The sequence below is a fragment of the Corynebacterium sp. MSK032 genome, assembly GCF_030232065.1.
Classification (GTDB): Bacteria; Actinomycetota; Actinomycetes; order Mycobacteriales; family Mycobacteriaceae; genus Corynebacterium; species Corynebacterium jeikeium_D.
Window position 1 is genome coordinate 20,403 of the sequence record NZ_JASPJR010000003.1, and the last position, 16,752, is coordinate 37,154.

Annotated in this window: 15 protein-coding genes; 10 read left to right on the forward strand and 5 right to left on the reverse strand. The window is 58.3% G+C overall.

The annotated features are described in order from the left end of the window. Positions 1-101: 101 nt before the first annotated feature. Positions 102-710: a YdcF family protein gene (locus QP995_RS02345; protein ID WP_016421568.1), complete on the forward strand. Its 609-nt coding sequence runs from the start codon at positions 102-104 to the stop codon at positions 708-710. A 6-nt stretch (positions 711-716) separates the two neighbouring features. Here the strand turns inward: QP995_RS02345 and QP995_RS02350 are convergent, their stop codons facing one another. Continuing rightward, complete coding sequence (locus QP995_RS02350; RefSeq protein ID WP_049171737.1) at positions 717-1,493, reverse strand: enoyl-CoA hydratase; 777 nt, start codon at positions 1,491-1,493, stop codon at positions 717-719. Positions 1,494-1,739: 246 nt separating this feature from the next. On the opposite strand from QP995_RS02350, the gene QP995_RS02355 reads away from it, so the two are divergent. Continuing rightward, positions 1,740-2,504 (forward strand): cyclase family protein, encoded by a 765-nt coding sequence (locus QP995_RS02355; RefSeq protein WP_049171735.1) that lies wholly within the window; start codon positions 1,740-1,742, stop codon positions 2,502-2,504. A gap of 277 nt (positions 2,505-2,781) precedes the next feature. On the opposite strand, the gene QP995_RS02360 is transcribed toward QP995_RS02355, so the two are convergent. Continuing rightward, on the reverse strand, positions 2,782-3,513 hold the full coding sequence (locus QP995_RS02360; RefSeq protein WP_049171733.1) for a YcnI family protein: 732 nt from the start codon (positions 3,511-3,513) through the stop codon (positions 2,782-2,784). Between the two features lie 518 nt (positions 3,514-4,031). Here QP995_RS02360 and dnaK point away from each other — a divergent pair. The 4 genes from dnaK to QP995_RS02380 are packed head-to-tail and all read left to right on the forward strand — an operon-like array spanning position 4,032 to position 8,148. Continuing rightward, complete coding sequence (dnaK, locus tag QP995_RS02365) at positions 4,032-5,873, forward strand: molecular chaperone DnaK (protein WP_048734453.1); 1,842 nt, start codon at positions 4,032-4,034, stop codon at positions 5,871-5,873. Between the two features lie 2 nt (positions 5,874-5,875). After that, a complete protein-coding gene (grpE, locus tag QP995_RS02370; RefSeq protein ID WP_284852868.1) occupies positions 5,876-6,463 on the forward strand; it encodes a nucleotide exchange factor GrpE in 588 nt (195 codons plus the stop codon). A 60-nt stretch (positions 6,464-6,523) separates the two neighbouring features. Next, positions 6,524-7,720, forward strand: coding sequence for a molecular chaperone DnaJ (gene dnaJ / locus QP995_RS02375; RefSeq protein WP_284852869.1), 1,197 nt, complete (start codon positions 6,524-6,526; stop codon positions 7,718-7,720). Continuing rightward, positions 7,720-8,148 (forward strand): heat shock protein transcriptional repressor HspR, encoded by a 429-nt coding sequence (locus QP995_RS02380; protein WP_284852870.1) that lies wholly within the window; start codon positions 7,720-7,722, stop codon positions 8,146-8,148. Before dnaJ ends, QP995_RS02380 begins: the two co-directional genes overlap by 1 nt. Positions 8,149-8,238: 90 nt before the next feature. On the opposite strand, the gene QP995_RS02385 is transcribed toward QP995_RS02380, so the two are convergent. Continuing rightward, complete coding sequence (locus tag QP995_RS02385) at positions 8,239-9,801, reverse strand: alpha/beta hydrolase (protein WP_284852871.1); 1,563 nt, start codon at positions 9,799-9,801, stop codon at positions 8,239-8,241. Continuing rightward, positions 9,789-10,106, reverse strand: coding sequence for a hypothetical protein (locus QP995_RS02390; RefSeq protein ID WP_016421560.1), 318 nt, complete (start codon positions 10,104-10,106; stop codon positions 9,789-9,791). The genes QP995_RS02385 and QP995_RS02390 overlap by 13 nt, the downstream gene beginning before the upstream one ends. Positions 10,107-10,249: 143 nt before the next feature. Here QP995_RS02390 and QP995_RS02395 point away from each other — a divergent pair, with 143 nt between their 5' ends. Both QP995_RS02395 and QP995_RS02400 read left to right on the forward strand, forming a co-directional pair. Further along, entirely contained in the window at positions 10,250-11,098 is an 849-nt protein-coding gene (locus QP995_RS02395; RefSeq protein WP_101738773.1) for a carbon-nitrogen hydrolase family protein, read from the forward strand. 99 nt (positions 11,099-11,197) lie between these two features. Then, complete coding sequence (locus QP995_RS02400; protein ID WP_016421558.1) at positions 11,198-11,815, forward strand: trimeric intracellular cation channel family protein; 618 nt, start codon at positions 11,198-11,200, stop codon at positions 11,813-11,815. A 96-nt stretch (positions 11,816-11,911) separates the two neighbouring features. Here the strand turns inward: QP995_RS02400 and QP995_RS02405 are convergent, their stop codons facing one another. Then, positions 11,912-12,799 carry a fructose bisphosphate aldolase gene (locus QP995_RS02405; RefSeq protein WP_038626781.1) on the reverse strand — a complete coding sequence of 296 codons (888 nt, stop codon included), beginning with the start codon at positions 12,797-12,799 and terminating at the stop codon, positions 11,912-11,914. 360 nt (positions 12,800-13,159) lie between these two features. Here QP995_RS02405 and clpB point away from each other — a divergent pair, with 360 nt between their 5' ends. Both clpB and QP995_RS02415 read left to right on the forward strand, forming a co-directional pair. After that, the gene (gene clpB / locus QP995_RS02410; protein ID WP_070546029.1) at positions 13,160-15,739 is read left to right on the forward strand and encodes an ATP-dependent chaperone ClpB; all 2,580 of its coding nucleotides are present in this window, start codon (positions 13,160-13,162) and stop codon (positions 15,737-15,739) included. A 184-nt stretch (positions 15,740-15,923) separates the two neighbouring features. Beyond that, positions 15,924-16,571: a GNAT family N-acetyltransferase gene (locus QP995_RS02415; RefSeq protein WP_048734476.1), complete on the forward strand. Its 648-nt coding sequence runs from the start codon at positions 15,924-15,926 to the stop codon at positions 16,569-16,571. Positions 16,572-16,752 lie beyond the last annotated feature (181 nt).

A 16,752-nucleotide genomic window follows, 5' to 3' on the forward strand; every position in this document is an offset into this window, starting at 1 on the left:
ACCTAGTATTAGCAGCGTGATACTGCAGATTTATCCGTCTGATTCTAAATGGCAGTGGGGTATGGATTTCTCAGTGCCACTTTTTCTTGAGAGGGACTTTAATGGCGCGATCTTTCCGTGCAATCGCTATGGCTGGAGCAGGCCTTATTCTTACTGCGAGTGCGGTCTTTGGCTCGGGTGTAGTGGCAAACGCCAATCCGGTCAGTGCGGTCGCAGTCAAGGCGTTCAATAGCTCGCTTGTGACTCCAGTGGTGGTGTCCCCGGTCGGACGTGCAGCTGCGGAGACTGCGTTACTTGATCCTCAGGTGCCGATTATTGTGCTCGGGGCCCGTCTTAATCCCGACTGCAGTGCTCCTGCTGTTTTGACGTCCCGATTGGAAACTGCACGTTCGCTGGCGCTGCGTCATCCGCTTAACCCGGTCGTCGTCACGGGTGGTCGTACTCAGCCGGGCTGCCAGACTGAGGCTGAGTACATGCGTGATGCGCTTGCATCTATGGGAGTGTGGAAGCGACGAATCACGATGGAAACAAACTCAGACTCCACCGTTGAAAACGCGGCAGGCACTGCATACCTTGCAGGATCGGGAGCCCGTGGCGTTCGTGCTGCTGTCATTGTGACTTCTCCAACGCACACACCGCGTGCACGAGACACCTATGCTGCCGCCGACAACTCGGCTCTGTGGCTGGCAGTCCCGTCGACTGTGAACTAGCAGTTTCTAGGAATTGGTGAAGTTTGCCTCGCGCTTTTCAGTGAAAGCGGCCATGCCTTCCTTCTGGTCATTGGAGGAGAACAGGGAGTGGAAGGTGCGACGCTCAAAGAGCAGTCCCTGCGACAGCGTCATTTCGTAGGCCTGGTTGATCTGTTCCTTAATCTGAGTAGTGGCTACCAGTGACTTCGACGCAATGGTGTCGGCGACCTTCAGGGCCTCGTCGAGAAGCGCCTCCGGCTCGACGACGCGGGCGACCAGACCTGCGCACTCAGCTTCCTCGGCACCCATCATGCGGCCGGTGAGGCACATCTCCATTGCCTTAGCCTTGCCGATTGCGCGGGTGAGACGCTGCGAGCCGCCCATGCCCGGAGAGATGCCGAGGTTGACCTCAGGCTGACCGAACTTGGCCTTAGCGCCAGCGATGATGAAGTCCGCCATCATAGCGACCTCGCAGCCACCGCCCAGGGCGTAGCCGTTGACGGCGGCGATAACTGGAGTGCGGACGGAAGTCAGAACATCCCAACGTGCGAACCAGTCAGAGACATACATCTCGGTGCCGGACTTGTCCGCCATCTCCTTAATGTCCGCACCTGCGGCAAACGCCTTCTCGGAGCCGGTGATGATAATCGCGCCGATTCCCGAGTCGTTGTCGAAAGCGGTGGCTGCTGCGCCGATCTCTTCCATGGTCTTGTGGTTCAGGGCGTTCAGTGCCTTCGGGCGGTTCAGGGTGATAATGCCGACGCGACCTCGGGTTTCGGTAAGGATGTTTTCGTAGGTGGTCATTAGATACTCCTTTGGGATGGCTTGAGTTTGGTGAAAGTTGTGTATGTAGCCCGCAATTCCAAAATCTGAAGAACGTGGCTGCGGCTTGAAAAGTCTTTCCTGTATGCGAGGGTACCTGCGGTAGCGGGTGTCGTCAGGCTGTTTGAGCTGATAGGTGCAGGGTGGGGCGAGTTGGTGTCTTTTAGTGCTCGATGTGCCGGTGGCCATATTGGCTAACTAGACAGCTTTGTCTATATACTTCGCTTTATGTCGAACAAGAACACCGCAAACACGCACGAACTATGGGACATTGCTCGCAAGCTTCGGGAAAACCACACCTATGTTGACTTGACTCACGCGTTTCACGCCGGTCAGCCGAAATTCCCTGCGCTTCCCGACGAACAGCGAACACGGCTTTTCACCGTTGCTGAGCATGGATTTGAAATCGACCAGTATCAGTTTGTTGGCCAGTGGGGTACGCATGTGGATCCGCCTGTGCATTTCGTCCAAGAGACGAGAACTCTTGACAATATTGGCGTCGAGCAGATGATCCTGCCTTTGGTCGTCCTAGATTTCACTGCTGAAGTCGCTCGGGATAATGATTTCTCCCCTTCGATTGCTGATGTCGAGGCGTGGGAGGAACGCAATGGTTTGATTCCGGGCGGTGCATTTGTCGCATTTCGCAGTGACTGGTCAAAGCGGTGGCCTGACGCTGAGGCAATGGCCAATGCGGATGAAGAGGGCGTGACTCACTACCCAGGATGGAACGTTGAGGTTGTCGAATGGTTGATAGACAACCGTGGCGTTGTGGCGATTGGGCACGAGACCACTGATACGGACCCCGGCATCGTGGCTCATGGTGGCAGCTTGCCGACGGAACTCTATCTATTAGGGCGTGACCGATGGCAGATTGAACTTCTGGCTGGGCTCGACCAGGTGCCGGAAACGGGGGCTCTCGTGGTTGCCTCCTGGCCGAAGCCAAAGGATGGGACGGGGTTCCCAGCTCGAGTTTTTGCTGTTTTGCCAGTGTAATCCTCCCACTGCCTTCGAACGGTTTTCGAATACGCCATAAAGCTTCGCCTAACTCAATCCGAGCCTAGATGCGTGATTCAGCCGTCATTGTTTGAGAGCTTTGCATTGTCCGTTCACTGCGTCGACCGAAACGACGAGCCGACAGCACGGATTATCCTCCGGCGTGCATTGTCAAGATCGGCCGGCTCTATGTGCTCGCATGGGGTGAGCTCTGTGAAGGCATGGGCGGCAGTGCCGCGGTGAAGGCGGATTCCCGAGTGGCAATCCGCCTGTGGTCTTAACCTCGCTTACGCAGTGAAACTACCAATGCGGCAATACCGGTCAGCGCGCCCACGAGGCCGAGCCCCAGGCCCCAGCCGCCAAGCGTGCTGCTCGAATCCTCGCTGGTAGCAGCTGCGGAATGCTCCACGTCGTCTGAGCGGCTATCGCCGTGGTTTGTCTCGCTGGTGCCATGGTTGTGGCTGTGGTCGTGACCGTGGCTATGTTCATTGTCTTCCGACTTCTCAATCAGCTCCACAGTTGGAACCGGGTAGTCACTATCGTGGTCCTTTTCAGCCCAGTTCATCGAACCCTTTTCACAGGTTTGCAGCGTCGGCACCTCAACTGTCGACGGCTTTGCGTCATCAGCCACCTTCACGCTGAGCGTCAGAGAATCCTTCAGGTCCGACGGCAGTGGAGTCTTTGCGGTGTAGATGACCTTCTGCACCTTTTCATTCTTGCCAGAGCCGGTCGACTCCTTGGTGACATCCCAGTTCGCGTTCACGTTCGGCGTAACCTTTTCGAACTCCTCCGGGATGGTGAACTCGACCTTCGTCGTCGGCGAACCGTCGCAGCCATGGCCGACCCCGAAAGCCAGATCCGCGTAGCCGCCAATCGGGGCAGACGACGGGGTTGCATGCACATGTGCGGATGCAATGGCAGGGAAGGCGAGGGTTAGTGCGGCGCTTGCCGACGCTACTGCGAGCCCACGGAAAAAGGGGAAATGGTGTCGCTGTGCATTCTGAGGCACGAAAAACTCCTAAATAAGTGGGATGAATTCTTGGCTCAATCGCCCCGTAAATGGGGAGAATTTAGACATGTATTAGTGGAGCCGCCAGAGCTGATTCGGTGTCAGGCCATGGGGTAACAAGGGCATGGCCTGTTGATGAGCCGGTGGCTGCAAAACACGTCAGGGGATTAGTCGGTTCGCTGTGCAGGAAAGTTCCCAGGGCTAGTGCTAGGAAATTCTTTGTCCCCCTGGAGTCCAGAGGCAGGATTCTGTATAGAAAATTGCGCTGTCGGCTACCGTGAGTGGCTTTAGAGCATAGTCTTGTAAAAATCTTTTATCGCGGTGACCTGCGGTGATGACGGTTTTTTTAGAAAAGTTGAGTCGGGTTGGAATAACTTTGTCCCATAGTCCGTTGCATAGCATGACAAACATTGAGTCGGACACACTCAAGTTTGCTTGACAGATTTTCTACGGCAATGCAGACTTGAGCGCGTAAGACTTAAGGGCAATTCTTTTACTCTTCTAGAAAGGTGTTCATCATGGGACGCGCTGTTGGTATTGACTTGGGTACGACGAACTCCTGTGTCTCCGTCCTCGAGGGCGGCGAGGCTCAGGTGATTGCGAACGCTGAGGGTTCGCGCACCACTCCGTCGGTGGTTGCATTTGCAAAGAATGGTGAGGTCCTGGTTGGCCAGTCCGCTAAGAACCAGGCTGTCACTAACGTTGATCGCACTATTCGTTCGGTCAAGCGCCACATGGGTACTGACTGGAGCATCGAGATTGATGACAAGAAGTACACTCCGCAGGAGATTTCCGCTCGTACGCTGATGAAGCTGAAGCGCGACGCTGAGTCTTACCTGGGTGACGACGTCACTGATGCGGTTATTACCGTTCCGGCTTACTTCAACGACGCTGAGCGTCAGGCAACCAAGGAAGCGGGTCAGATTGCTGGCCTGAACGTCCTGCGCATTGTCAATGAGCCGACTGCTGCTGCACTTGCTTACGGTCTGGAGAAGTCCGACAAGGAGCAGACCATTCTGGTCTTCGACCTCGGTGGCGGTACCTTCGACGTCTCCCTGCTGGAGATCGGCGACGGTGTTGTTGAGGTTCGCGCAACTGCTGGTGACAACAAGCTCGGTGGCGATGACTGGGATCAGCGCATCGTTGACTGGTTGGTTGAGAAGTTCCAGTCCAGCAACGGCATTGACCTGACCAAGGACAAGATGGCTCTGCAGCGTCTGCGTGAGGCTGCTGAGAAGGCCAAGATTGAGCTGTCCTCCTCGCAGCAGGCATCTATCAACCTGCCGTACATCACCGTTGATGCTGACAAGAACCCGCTGTTCCTGGACGAGACCCTGTCCCGTACTGAGTTCCAGCGCATCACCTCTGATTTGCTTGACCGCACTCGTAAGCCGTTCCAGCAGGTCATTGCTGACGCTGATGTTTCGGTTTCCGACATTGACCACGTCGTGCTGGTCGGTGGTTCCACCCGTATGCCGGCAGTCTCCGAGCTGGTCAAGGAACTGACCGGTGGTCGTGAGCCGAACAAGGGCGTTAACCCGGACGAGGTTGTCGCAGTTGGTGCTGCTCTGCAGGCCGGCGTTCTGCGCGGTGAGGTCAAGGACGTGCTGCTGCTCGACGTCACCCCGCTGTCGCTGGGTATTGAGACCAAGGGCGGTGTCATGACCAAGCTGATCGAACGCAACACCACTATCCCGACCAAGCGTTCGGAGACCTTCACCACTGCTGAAGACAACCAGCCGAGCGTTCAGATTCAGGTCTTCCAGGGCGAGCGTGAGATGGCTGCAGCTAACAAGCTGCTGGGCTCTTTCGAGCTGGGCGGTATCGCTCCGGCACCGCGTGGTGTCCCGCAGATTGAGGTCACCTTCGACATCGACGCCAACGGCATTGTCCACGTCACCGCTAAGGACAAGGGCACTGGTAAGGAAAACACGATCACCATCCAGGACGGCTCCGGCCTCTCCAAGGAGGAGATCGACCAGATGATCAAGGACGCTGAGAAGCACGCTGACGAGGACAAGAAGCGCCGCGAGGAGCAGGAAGTCCGCAACTCGGCTGAGTCCATGGCTTACCAGACCCGCAAGTTCGCATCGGAGAACGAGGACAAGGTTTCCCAGGACATCCGCGACCGCGTTGAAGAGGCCGCCAAGGAAGTCGACGAGGCTCTGAAGGGCTCCGACATCGAGGCCATCAAGTCCGCCGTCGAGAAGCTGTCCACCGAGAGCCAGGAGATGGGTAAGGCTATCTACGAGGCTCAGGCAGCTGAGGGTGCAACCGCAGCCGAGGGTGCTGAGGCCGCTGACGCTGACGACAACGTCGTTGACGCTGAGGTCGTCGACGAGGACGAGAAGGACAAGTAAGAATGACTGACCAGGATCAGGGAAACCAGCCCACCCCGGAGGAGCCGGCCAACCTGGCCGATCAGGTCAACGAGGTCTTCGAGCAGGCCAAGCTTGACGACGACGTGGAGCCGGCGACCGAAGGTGCCGCCGGCGACACCGCCGCGGAGGAAGCTGCAGACCCAGTTGCAGCCATCCAGCGTGAGTTGGATGAGCGCACGGAGGACCTGCAGCGCCTGTCGGCGGAGTTCGCAAACTACCGTCGTCGAGTTGACCGAGACCGTGAAGCCGAGCGCGTACAGGCGAAGGCAAAGCTGGCTGGAGAACTGCTGGTTTTGGCTGATGACCTCGACCGGGCTGAAGAGCACGGCGACTTGGCAGACGGCACGCCGCTGAAGGCTTTCGCGGATAAATTCCGTGGCGTGCTGACCGCACAGGGTGTTGAGGAATTTGGTGCCGCAGGAGAGGAATTCGACCCGGACATCCACGAGGCTGTCCAGGATCTCTCCGAAGGGGATGACAAGGTTCTAGCCAATGTGCTGCGCAAGGGCTACCGAATTAATGACCGTGTCATCCGTACGGCGATGGTAATCATCGGCGATCCGCAGTAGCGGAGACACAAGTGACGCAGATTTCTTTGAATTAGTTTTTCTGAAAGGAGGAGATGCACCATGACTCAACGGGAATGGGCAGATAAGGACTATTACGCTGACTTGGGCGTCTCTAAGTCTGCGTCACTCGACGAGATTAAAAAGGCCTACCGCAAGTTAGCCCGGGAGAACCACCCGGACAAGAACCCGGGTAACAAGGTTGCTGAAGATAAGTTCAAGCGAATCTCCGAGGCATACTCGGTGGTCGGTGACGAGGACAAGCGCCGCGAATACGATGAGCTGCGTGCAGCTCTCGCAGGTGGTTTCCGATTCCCCGGTGCCGCAGGTGCCGGCGGAGCCGGTGCTGCCGGTGCACGTGGATTCGACTTCGACGTGTCGGATCTCTTCGGCGGAGGTGCCGGATTCGGTGGCAATGCTGGTGGTGCAGGTGGCCTAGGTGATTTCCTGGGCGGCTTCGTAAACCGCAATGGTGGCGCTGGTGCTGCCGGGCGGCAGAAGGCCCGCCGTGGTGCGGATGTGGAGACAGAGATTACGCTCGATTTCCGCGAGGCTGCCCAAGGTGTCACCATCCCGCTGCAGCTCACCAACCCGTCGCCATGCACGAACTGCAATGGTTCGGGTGCAGCGCCGGGAACCTCACCGGTGACGTGTACCACCTGTCATGGTTCGGGATATGTCAAGGAGCAAAAGGGGGCCTTCGGCTTCTCCAGTCCGTGTGCGGACTGTGGTGGCCAGGGCACTCGTATCGAGAACCCTTGCTCGCAGTGTAACGGCACCGGTGTGACCACCCGCCGTCGTACCATCACCGTTCGCGTCCCCGCAGGTGTGGTGGACGGCCAGAAGGTCCGTCTTGCGGGCCAAGGTGAAGCGGGACTGCGGGGGCGTCCGGCCGGTGACCTCTTTGTCACCGTTCATGTTCGCCCGGATGAAGTCTTCACCCGCAGCGGCAACGACCTTGAGGTCACGGTGCCCGTGAGCTTCGGCGAGCTCGCGCTCGGCGGCACTATTACTGTGCCGACGTTGGGTGACAAGATTCGCGTGCGTGTCCCGGCTGGCACAGCCGATGGCCGAACACTGCGTGTGCGCGGTCGAGGAATCCCGAAGCGCAATGGCACTCCGGGTGACCTGCTGGTAACCGTGCGTGTGAAGGTGCCGACCAATTTGGACGACAATGCCACTTCGGCATTGCGCTCCTACGTCGAAGCGGAACGTGCCAGCGGGTTCAATCCTCGTGAGGGTTGGGCAGGTGCGAAATAATGTCCGACAACACTGAGGTCTATGTCATATCCGTAGCCGCGAATCTCGCGGGCATGCATGCGCAGACGCTGCGCAATTATGACCGACTCGGGTTGGTAACTCCGCAGCGAACCTCCGGCGGAGGTCGGCGCTACACCAAACGCGATGTGGCGCTGCTGCGTGAGATTCAGCGTCTGAGTCAGGAAGACGGCGTCAACCTGGCCGGTATTAAGGCCATCATCGACCTGACTGAGCGGGTGGATTCGCTTGAGCAGGAAAATGCAGAACTGCGAGAGCAGCTCTATCAAGCAAAGGCACAGGCTCGTCGTTCGCGAGGCGAACTGGTTCACGTCCCACGCTCTACGGCAGTGGTGATGTGGGAGCCGCGCACACGACGCCGGCACAAAGACAACCGCGGTGGGGAAAGGTCATCCCACACGGCTGAGTGAACGGACTAACCAGCGTCGCCTGGTTAGTCCGTTTTCTTTTGGCTTGTTAATTTGGGCCGTGGATTCGCAACCGCTGATCTGAGAGACCGGTCAGCTGTCAGTTAGCCACCGGTTGGCCTCGCGGGTGAAAACTCCGTCGTCAAAGTAGTGTTCGATGTGTGGGTTGCCCTGGATGTGCCGATACTTTTGAGGAATATCCTGCACGGGAGTGACCATGAATTCGGCCAAGTCTCGCATGGACAGGCCACGCTCACTCAGGTTGAGTGCGTACGCGCCGAAATCCTTATCCGCTGGGTTTTTCCCATGAATCCCCAGTTCGGCAGGAATACGAATGGGGTCCATCGGGGACGTCGCCACTGCCACACGGTGGCTATTTTCATCTTCGGGTCGGACTGTGCCGTCCGGCTTGAGTAGTTTCATGTCGTTTGCGCGCTCCAGTCCGGGGCCAACACCTGGCGGAGCTATGAGCAGCACCCTATCCGCGTAGAGGCCACTACCAAGGGAAGCCTGCGAGACCACCGTCGCCCCATAGCTATAGCCGGCGACAACGTGCCGCTGAGTAGAAGACGTGCCGTGGCTAGTAAGGCCACCGGCAATCGCAGTGTCACCACTATCGACGCCACCGGAACGCTCAATCAAACCAGCTTGCAAATGCTGCAGCCGCTCAGCGGCAAAATTGTGATACTCGGTGCGTATGGCCTCACGGAGGTCGGGTGGCGCGTCATAGGAAAACAACACCACCGCCACATCCTCCGGATCTTCACCGGCGGCGTGGAAGGTCGCGGCTACGCGCTCGAACTGCCTGCTAGCGTCCTCCGCGCTAGAGCTGGTGCCGGGGACGAGAGTAATCACAGTCGATGCTCGCTCAACGTCACCGAACGCAATCGCAGAATGTCCAGGCGAGGACTCCAATAGTTGTCCAGGAGGCAGCCCCAAAGACCGGGCGCGAGCGGACATGGCAGCGTCTATCTCCGATAGCGGTCTACTCGAATACGCCCCAGTCAATCCGCTCCCAACTTCCAAGTCCCAACCACCGTCAAGCCCTCTGTCAGCAGGGTTGCCAGTACCACTGCCAGCCTGTGATGGCTGCAATCTACCCGAGCCGCTAACTCCGCTTGCCACCAGTGGTGAAAGAGCTGAGATTGCGCCCGCCGCCTTCTCATCGAGTCGGTTGAGTTCAGCCAAAGCCGACTGAATCCGAAGCTGCGAGGTTGCACGCCATTCGGCCATGGTGAAAGGCCCGGAAGGAATTTTGGGATGAACGAGGCTGCGCGCAATCGTAGAAAGCATGCCCTCCGGCGGAGTCACCGCACCAGAAACCAGGTTCACCTGAAATCCCAGGTTGGTTGCCTGGTTTACCGCGTCGGTAAGTTCGCGGATGACGTCGTTAAGCATGGCGGCGGTGTCGCTGCAGCAGGCGGCGAGACGTTCGAGCGCGACACTGCTCCGGCGTAGACGCGTGGAGCTGTGGGTGACAGAAATCTCGGCGGCGCTGCGGTTGTCGCCGGCGAAGTCGTCCTCTGAGAGCGCGTTGAGTGCGCCCTGGGAACTGTCGGCGGAATCGGCGAGGGCGCGTGCCCCGGAACGCAGTGCCCGGGCAAGCGTCTCCAGCGAATCCACATGCCACAGCAGTGCTTCGCCTACCGTGACCATGACAGCTTTTCCAAGGCGGCGGACTGGTCATGCTCGTGCGCGAGAGCGCTGACAGCGAGGGCATCGGCAGCCTGCGCAATAACGTCGATGTTTGTGCACGCAGCAAGCAATGATTCCGACCACTTCCCACAAGTAGTGGAGGCAGCGGGGACGATCCGTGAGCCGGGCAGGGCAGAGGTGAGCTCGGCGCTTCCTGGGGCAGCTGCGACGATGGTGGAAAGACCATCAATACGAGTGGAAATCTGCTGGTAGGAACGACTTAAGGCGGATAGTTGAGCTGGGTTGACTGTGATGTGTTCTGCCATGTTTTTGATTCTGCTGGGTGGCGAAAGGCAGCGGAAGACCATCTTCAGCGAACTGTGGATAACTCTGAGCGGAAGCAACGCAGGAAGCCGCGCTGTGGATAACTTCAGGGCGGTCAATCCGGGGTAGTCGGTAGCATTTAGGCATGCGTATTGCACTGGCTCAATTGGAATTGTCAGCGTCGGTTGAAGAGAATCTGGACGCGGTGAAGGTGACTATCGCGCGGGCAGCACAGGACAACGCCGATTTGGTGGTTTTCCCCGAAGCCACGATGAAGGCGTTCAATTCCGGTCGCCTGGATGTCGTGGCGGAGTCCAGCAGCGATAGGTTCGTAGCGGAGGTCTCGCAGGCCGCTCACGATGCCGGAATCAGCGTGGTGGTCGGCATGTTCCGGCCGGCAGATGAAGTGGAGCGCGACGGTAAGACGATGCACCGCGTCTTCAATTCGCTGCTTCTGGCTTGGCGTGATGAGGACGGCCCCGGTGTCGAGTTCTACGACAAACTCCACCTCTTCGACGCTTTTGGGTTTCGCGAATCGGATACTGTCGCGCCGGGCAACGCGCACGTGGTCTGTGATGTCCCGCTTGCCGACGGATCGTCGGTCGCCCTCGGTCTTGCGACATGCTTTGACATCAGGTTCCCGGAGCAATTCATTCAACTGGCCAACCTGGGCGCAGAGGTCATCGCGCTGCCTGCATCGTGGAATGATGGCCCGGGCAAGGTAAGGCAGTGGCAGACGCTGGTGTCGGCACGCGCACTGGATAGCACTTGTGTGATTGCGGCAGTCGATGCGGCCCGGCCTGGTGGGGCGAAGGCCGCGGGGAAGGATGAGGGGCCGACCGGCGCGGGGCATTCCATGTTGGTCAATGCGGACGGCGGAGTTATTGCCTCGGCGGGCTACGGCCCGCAGTTGCTTGTGGCCGATGTGGATATAGCGGAGGTGGAGCGGATTCGTCGCTCGATTCCGGTGCTGGAAATTCGCGATCAGGGCTAGCCGGGAAGCAATGAAGCGGGCCGAGTCGAGGGGGCGAAGATTGCGGGATATTAGCCTATAGTTCTACCGATTCGGGCGAAGTCCTTTATATTTCTTATCATGCTGCTCCACATCCTCTGGGTCATCGGAATTACGGCCGAAGGCGTCACCGGCGCACTAGCGGCCGGTCGAATGCGCATGGATCTCTTTGGAGTTTCAACAATTGCGTGCATGACTGCTATCGGCGGCGGTACCCTGCGCGATGTCATTCTCGGTCACTATCCGTTGGTGTGGGTTGCAAGCCCACAATATTTGCTGGTTATTGTCGGTGCAGCACTGATCACGGTGCTGTTGGCCGACTTCCTGATGAAGCACTTCCGGGTCGTGTTCTTGGTCGCTGACGCAATCGGTTTGTCGGCGTTTTCCATCATTGGTGCCCGCGTGGCCATGGAAATGGGGCACGGCGTCATCATCGCTATTGTCGGCGCCGTTCTTACCGGTGCGTTTGGAGGTGTGCTCCGCGACCTGATGTGTGACCGCGTCCCGCTGGTGTTTCAAAAGGAGCTCTATGCCTCCATCGCAGTCGTCGCGGCGACGCTTTACTACGTGCTCGACATGGTTGGCCTGCACGAGAACATCAACATCATCTGTGCGGTGCTGTCCGCACTGTTCATTCGACTAGCGGCGCTTTGGCGTGGCTGGTCGCTGCCGGTATTTGATTATCAAGGGCGCGATTAAATAACTCCCGCACCAAGAAAACCTGGTACGGGAGTTTTTAGTTGCGCTAGCGACTACCTAGAGGTGCGCACAAGCGCAGATGCACAGCGCGGACGATTAGGAAATCGAAGCCTCGTAGATGCCCTTGACGGACTCAGCCATAGTTGCGTTGAACTCTTCGTCGGACTGCTGAGCGGACAGGCCCTCAGACAGTGCACGGGAGAAGGAAGCAATCATGCCGTGGTTGCGGGACAGGCGCTCGTTGGCGTCCTCGCGCTCGTAGCCACCGGACAGGGCGACAACGCGCATGACCTTCGGGTGCTCAATCAGCGGCTTGTACAGGTCATCCTTGGTTGGGATGGAAACCTTGATCATGACCTTCTGGTCATCAGCCAGGTCATCCAGGCCAGCGAGCAGCTCGCGCAGGACAATGTCCTCAGCCTCTGCCTTGTCAGCAGCGTTGATGTCGACCTCCGGCTCCAGGATCGGAACCAGACCGTGGGACAGAACCTGCTTGCCGAACTCGAACTGCTGAGCAATGTTGGCCTTGATGCCCTCTTCGTTTGCCTCAGCAATGAAGGAACGCATCTTGGTGCCGAAGATGCCCTTAGCGACAGCGCGCTCCAGCAGCTCATCCAGGCCCGGGCACGGCTTCATAAGCTGAACGCCGTTTTCCTTGTCTGCCAGGCCCTTGTCGGTCTTCAGGAACGGGACGATGCCCTTCTTTTCCCACAGGTACTGAGCGGTCGGGATTCCCTCGATGTCGCGATCCATTGTCTGCTCGAAGAGAATCGCGCCAATAATCTGCTCAGAGTTGAAGGACGGGGAAGTGATGATGCGGGTACGCATCTCGTGAACCAGGTCGAACATTTCATCTTCGTTCGAGTACTGATCCTCGTTGATGCCGTACAGGCGCAGAGCCTTCGGGGTAGATCCACCGGACTGGTCGAGAGCGGCGATGAAGCCTTTGCCCTCAGTCATCTGACGTGCCTGCTCGATGTTCATTCGAGTCCTTTCGTGAGAATGAAGGAATGTCACCTACCAGGGTAACCAAAACAGTATGAGTGCGCTGTCCACCCATCACTCACATGGGGGAAGTTGAATCCGGCGGGAGTGTGCTGGTGAGGACGTCGGGCGGTGTGTCGGAGTGTGTTCGCACGTGGTTTCTGGAGCTTTCCAACGTTTTCTAGTGCTTTCCGGCGTGCTACTACGCTTAACGACGCTGCCGAGCTCAATCCTTTTTGCTATAGGTGTGGTGTGAATCACGGTCGGGAAATTGAAAAACTTGAAGTTGAGTGGAACAGACTCAAGGTTGAATGCGTTATGGGTAGTGAATGACAAAGTTGAGCCAAAGGGGCGCAAGTTATGAGTTTTACACCAACAACTAAGACTGGAGAAGTTCTCCAGGAAGCTATGAAGGCCGCGACCAGCGCGGGTAACCCGGATATCCGGCCTGGGCACATTCTGGTAGCACTGCTGGAGCAAAAGGAGGGTATTGCGGCTCCACTGCTTGAAGCAGCGGGCGTTAATCCTTCCGGGGTTTTGACCCGCGCTAAGGAGTTGGTCGCGGGGTACCCGTCGGCAAGCGGGGCGAATATGGCGAACCCACAGTTTAATAGGGACGCCGTTAATGCTCTGAACGCCGCCGAGGAGCTGGCGGGGGAGCTGGGAGACGAGTACGTTTCCACGGAAATTCTGCTTATCGGTGTGGCAACTGGCCAGTCGGAGGCGGCAACTGTGCTGCAGTCGGCGGGTGCTACTGCCGAGGCGTTAAAGGGTGCGCTGACTAGTGTGCGTGGATCGAGGAAGGTAACAACGGAGAATCCAGAAGAGCAGTACCAGGCTCTGGAAAAGTATGCGACGGACTTAACCGCGCGGGCACGTGAGGGCAAGATTGACCCAGTTATTGGCCGCGATGCGGAGATTCGTCGCGTGGTACAGGTCTTGAGTCGTCGTACCAAGAACAATCCGGTGCTCATTGGTGAGCCGGGCGTTGGTAAGACGGCCATTGTAGAGGGGCTGGCACGACGCATTGTTGCAGGTGATGTGCCGGAATCTCTGAAGGGCAAGACGCTGATGAGCCTGGATCTGGGCTCTATGGTCGCCGGTGCGAAGTATCGCGGTGAGTTCGAGGAGCGCCTGAAGGCGGTTCTGGACGAGATTAAGGAGTCCGACGGTCAGATTATTACCTTCATCGATGAGATTCACACCATCGTTGGCGCTGGCGCCACGGGTGATGGCTCGATGGATGCGGGCAATATGATTAAGCCGATGCTGGCTCGTGGTGAGCTGCGGCTGGTCGGTGCGACGACCCTGGATGAGTACCGCAAGTACATCGAGAAGGATGCTGCGCTGGAGCGTCGTTTCCAGCAGGTCTTTGTCGGTGAGCCGAGCGTTGAGGACGCCATTGGTATTCTGCGTGGCCTGAAGGAGCGCTACGAGGTCCACCACGGTGTTCGTATCCAAGACTCCGCGCTAGTGGCTGCAGCAACGCTGTCGGATCGCTACATCACATCCCGCTTCCTGCCGGATAAGGCTATCGACCTGGTTGATGAGGCCGCATCGCGTCTGCGTATGGAGATTGACTCCTCGCCGGAGGAAATCGACTCCGCGGAACGCATCGTGCGCCGCCTCGAAATCGAGGAAATGGCCCTGGAGAAGGAAACTGACATCGCGTCGAAGGAGCGTCTGGACAAGCTCCGTGAGGAACTTGCAGATGAGCGCGAGAAGCTCAACGCTCTGAAGACTCGCTGGCAGAACGAGAAGTCCTCGATTGATGATGTCCGCTCCGTCCGCGAAGAGCTCGATGCCCTGCGCACTGAGTCCGAAAAGGCTGAGCGCGAAGGTGACTACGGGCGCGTCGCAGAGCTGCGTTACGGACGCATCCCTGAGTTGGAGAAGAAGCTGGAGGCCGCCGAGGAATCGGTCGCTGACGCAGAGGAAAACTCCATGCTCAAGGAGGAGGTCACGCCTCAGGAAGTCGCTGAGGTTGTCTCCGCCTGGACGGGTATCCCGGCTGGCAAGATGATGCAGGGTGAGACCGAGAAGCTGCTCGAAATGGAGCTCAACCTCGGCCGTCGCGTTGTTGGTCAGAATGCCGCTGTGGAGGCTGTCTCCGATGCCGTCCGCCGTTCGCGTGCGGGTGTTGCCGATCCGAACCGTCCGACTGGTTCCTTCCTGTTCCTCGGTCCAACTGGCGTTGGTAAGACAGAGCTGGCCAAGGCGCTGGCGGAGTTCCTCTTCGACGATGAGCGTGCGATGGTGCGCATCGATATGTCCGAGTACGGCGAGAAGCACTCTGTCGCTCGTCTGATTGGTGCTCCTCCCGGATACGTCGGCTACGACGCTGGCGGTCAGCTCACCGAGGCTGTTCGTCGCCGTCCGTACACCGTCGTGCTTTTCGACGAGGTCGAGAAGGCTCACCCGGACGTGTTCGATGTGCTCCTGCAGGTGCTCGATGAGGGTCGCCTGACCGATGGTCAGGGCCGAACCGTGGACTTCCGAAACACGATTCTGATTCTGACCTCCAACCTCGGTGCTGGTGGTACGCATGAGCAGATCATGGATGCGGTCAAGATGGCCTTCAAGCCGGAGTTCATCAACCGTCTCGACGATGTAGTGATCTTCGATCCGCTGACCTCCGAGCAGCTGCGCGGCATTGTGGACATTCAGGTTCGCAACCTGGCAGAACGCCTGGAGGCACGTCGTCTGGTGCTGGATGTCTCCGATGAGGCACTGGATTGGCTGTCGGAGCGCGGCTACGACCCGGCCTACGGCGCCCGTCCGTTGCGTCGTCTGGTGCAGAAGGCAATCGGCGATGAGCTGGCACGTCGACTGCTCGCTGGTGATGTTCGCGATGGTGACCGCGTAGAGGTCACGGTTGCTGACGATGGCGAGTCGCTGAAGGTTGTCGGCTATGACGAGGATGGCGTAGCCCGAATCTAGGGCGCCTGATACTCAGGGCGATAACTGCTGAGCAGGCTGTCTGTTTGTTGGGGCGGTTTGAGAGAGTTTTCTCCTGAACCGCCCTTTTTGTGCTTTTATTGTCCAGATTTATGTGTCTTGTGACCGACCGTGTGGGCTTGTTGCATTCCGGTCAGTCTGGAGTGCGCCGGTATAGTGCGCAAATATGACTAACTTTCAGTGGCGACCAGCGACAGACTCCGACCTCCCCTTCATTGCCTGGATGGACGAACTAACGGAAACATTCGGAGATGAAAGTCAGCCACTGCCGGAAGATTATGTAGTCACGAGGCGTCAATACGTCGACCAGTGGGACGCGAGTCAGGGCGGGGTTATCCTTTTCGCCACTTCGCTTGACGACGCTGACCTCGAGTCGCTCAGTAGCGACATGACCCGCACTGACCCATTTGAACCGAGGGTTTCTCGCGAGGCTACCTACAGTGCGGCCGCCATTAAGACGGAATGGTTGGAGCGCGGGGATTCGTCGTCAAGCGAAGAGCACGAGAGCTATGAAGTGCCGGTGGGGGCGGCCTGGCTGCGTACGTTTACGCAGGACGATCCGGGGTACGGGTTTGTGGAAAATCGGATTCCTGAGGTAGCGATTGCGCTGCGTCCGGGTGTTGTTGGGCGCAGGCTGTCGCAGCCGATGATTGCAGGACTCCTTGAGTATGCGCGTGAGCTGGGGTACCCGGGGGTTAGTCTGGCTGTCCATGATGCCAACCCGCGGGCGGCGAAAGCCTATGTGAAGGCGGGATTTGAGCTAGTGGGGCGCTCGAGCTTCCCGGACCATGATGTGATGGTGGTGCGGTTTTAGGTTTTCGGCGTGCAGTTTTTGGTGGGGGCTGCGCGGGTTGGTGGGGGCTGCGCGGGTGGTGGGGTGTTTAGGGCGGATGGTGGGGTGTTTAGGCGCTGGAAGCGAGGCAGCGTTTCGGAAAAAGGTTCGAAAAAGTTGACTTAGGGGGTTGTGGTGTGTCGAATGGGTGTGCGATAATGTG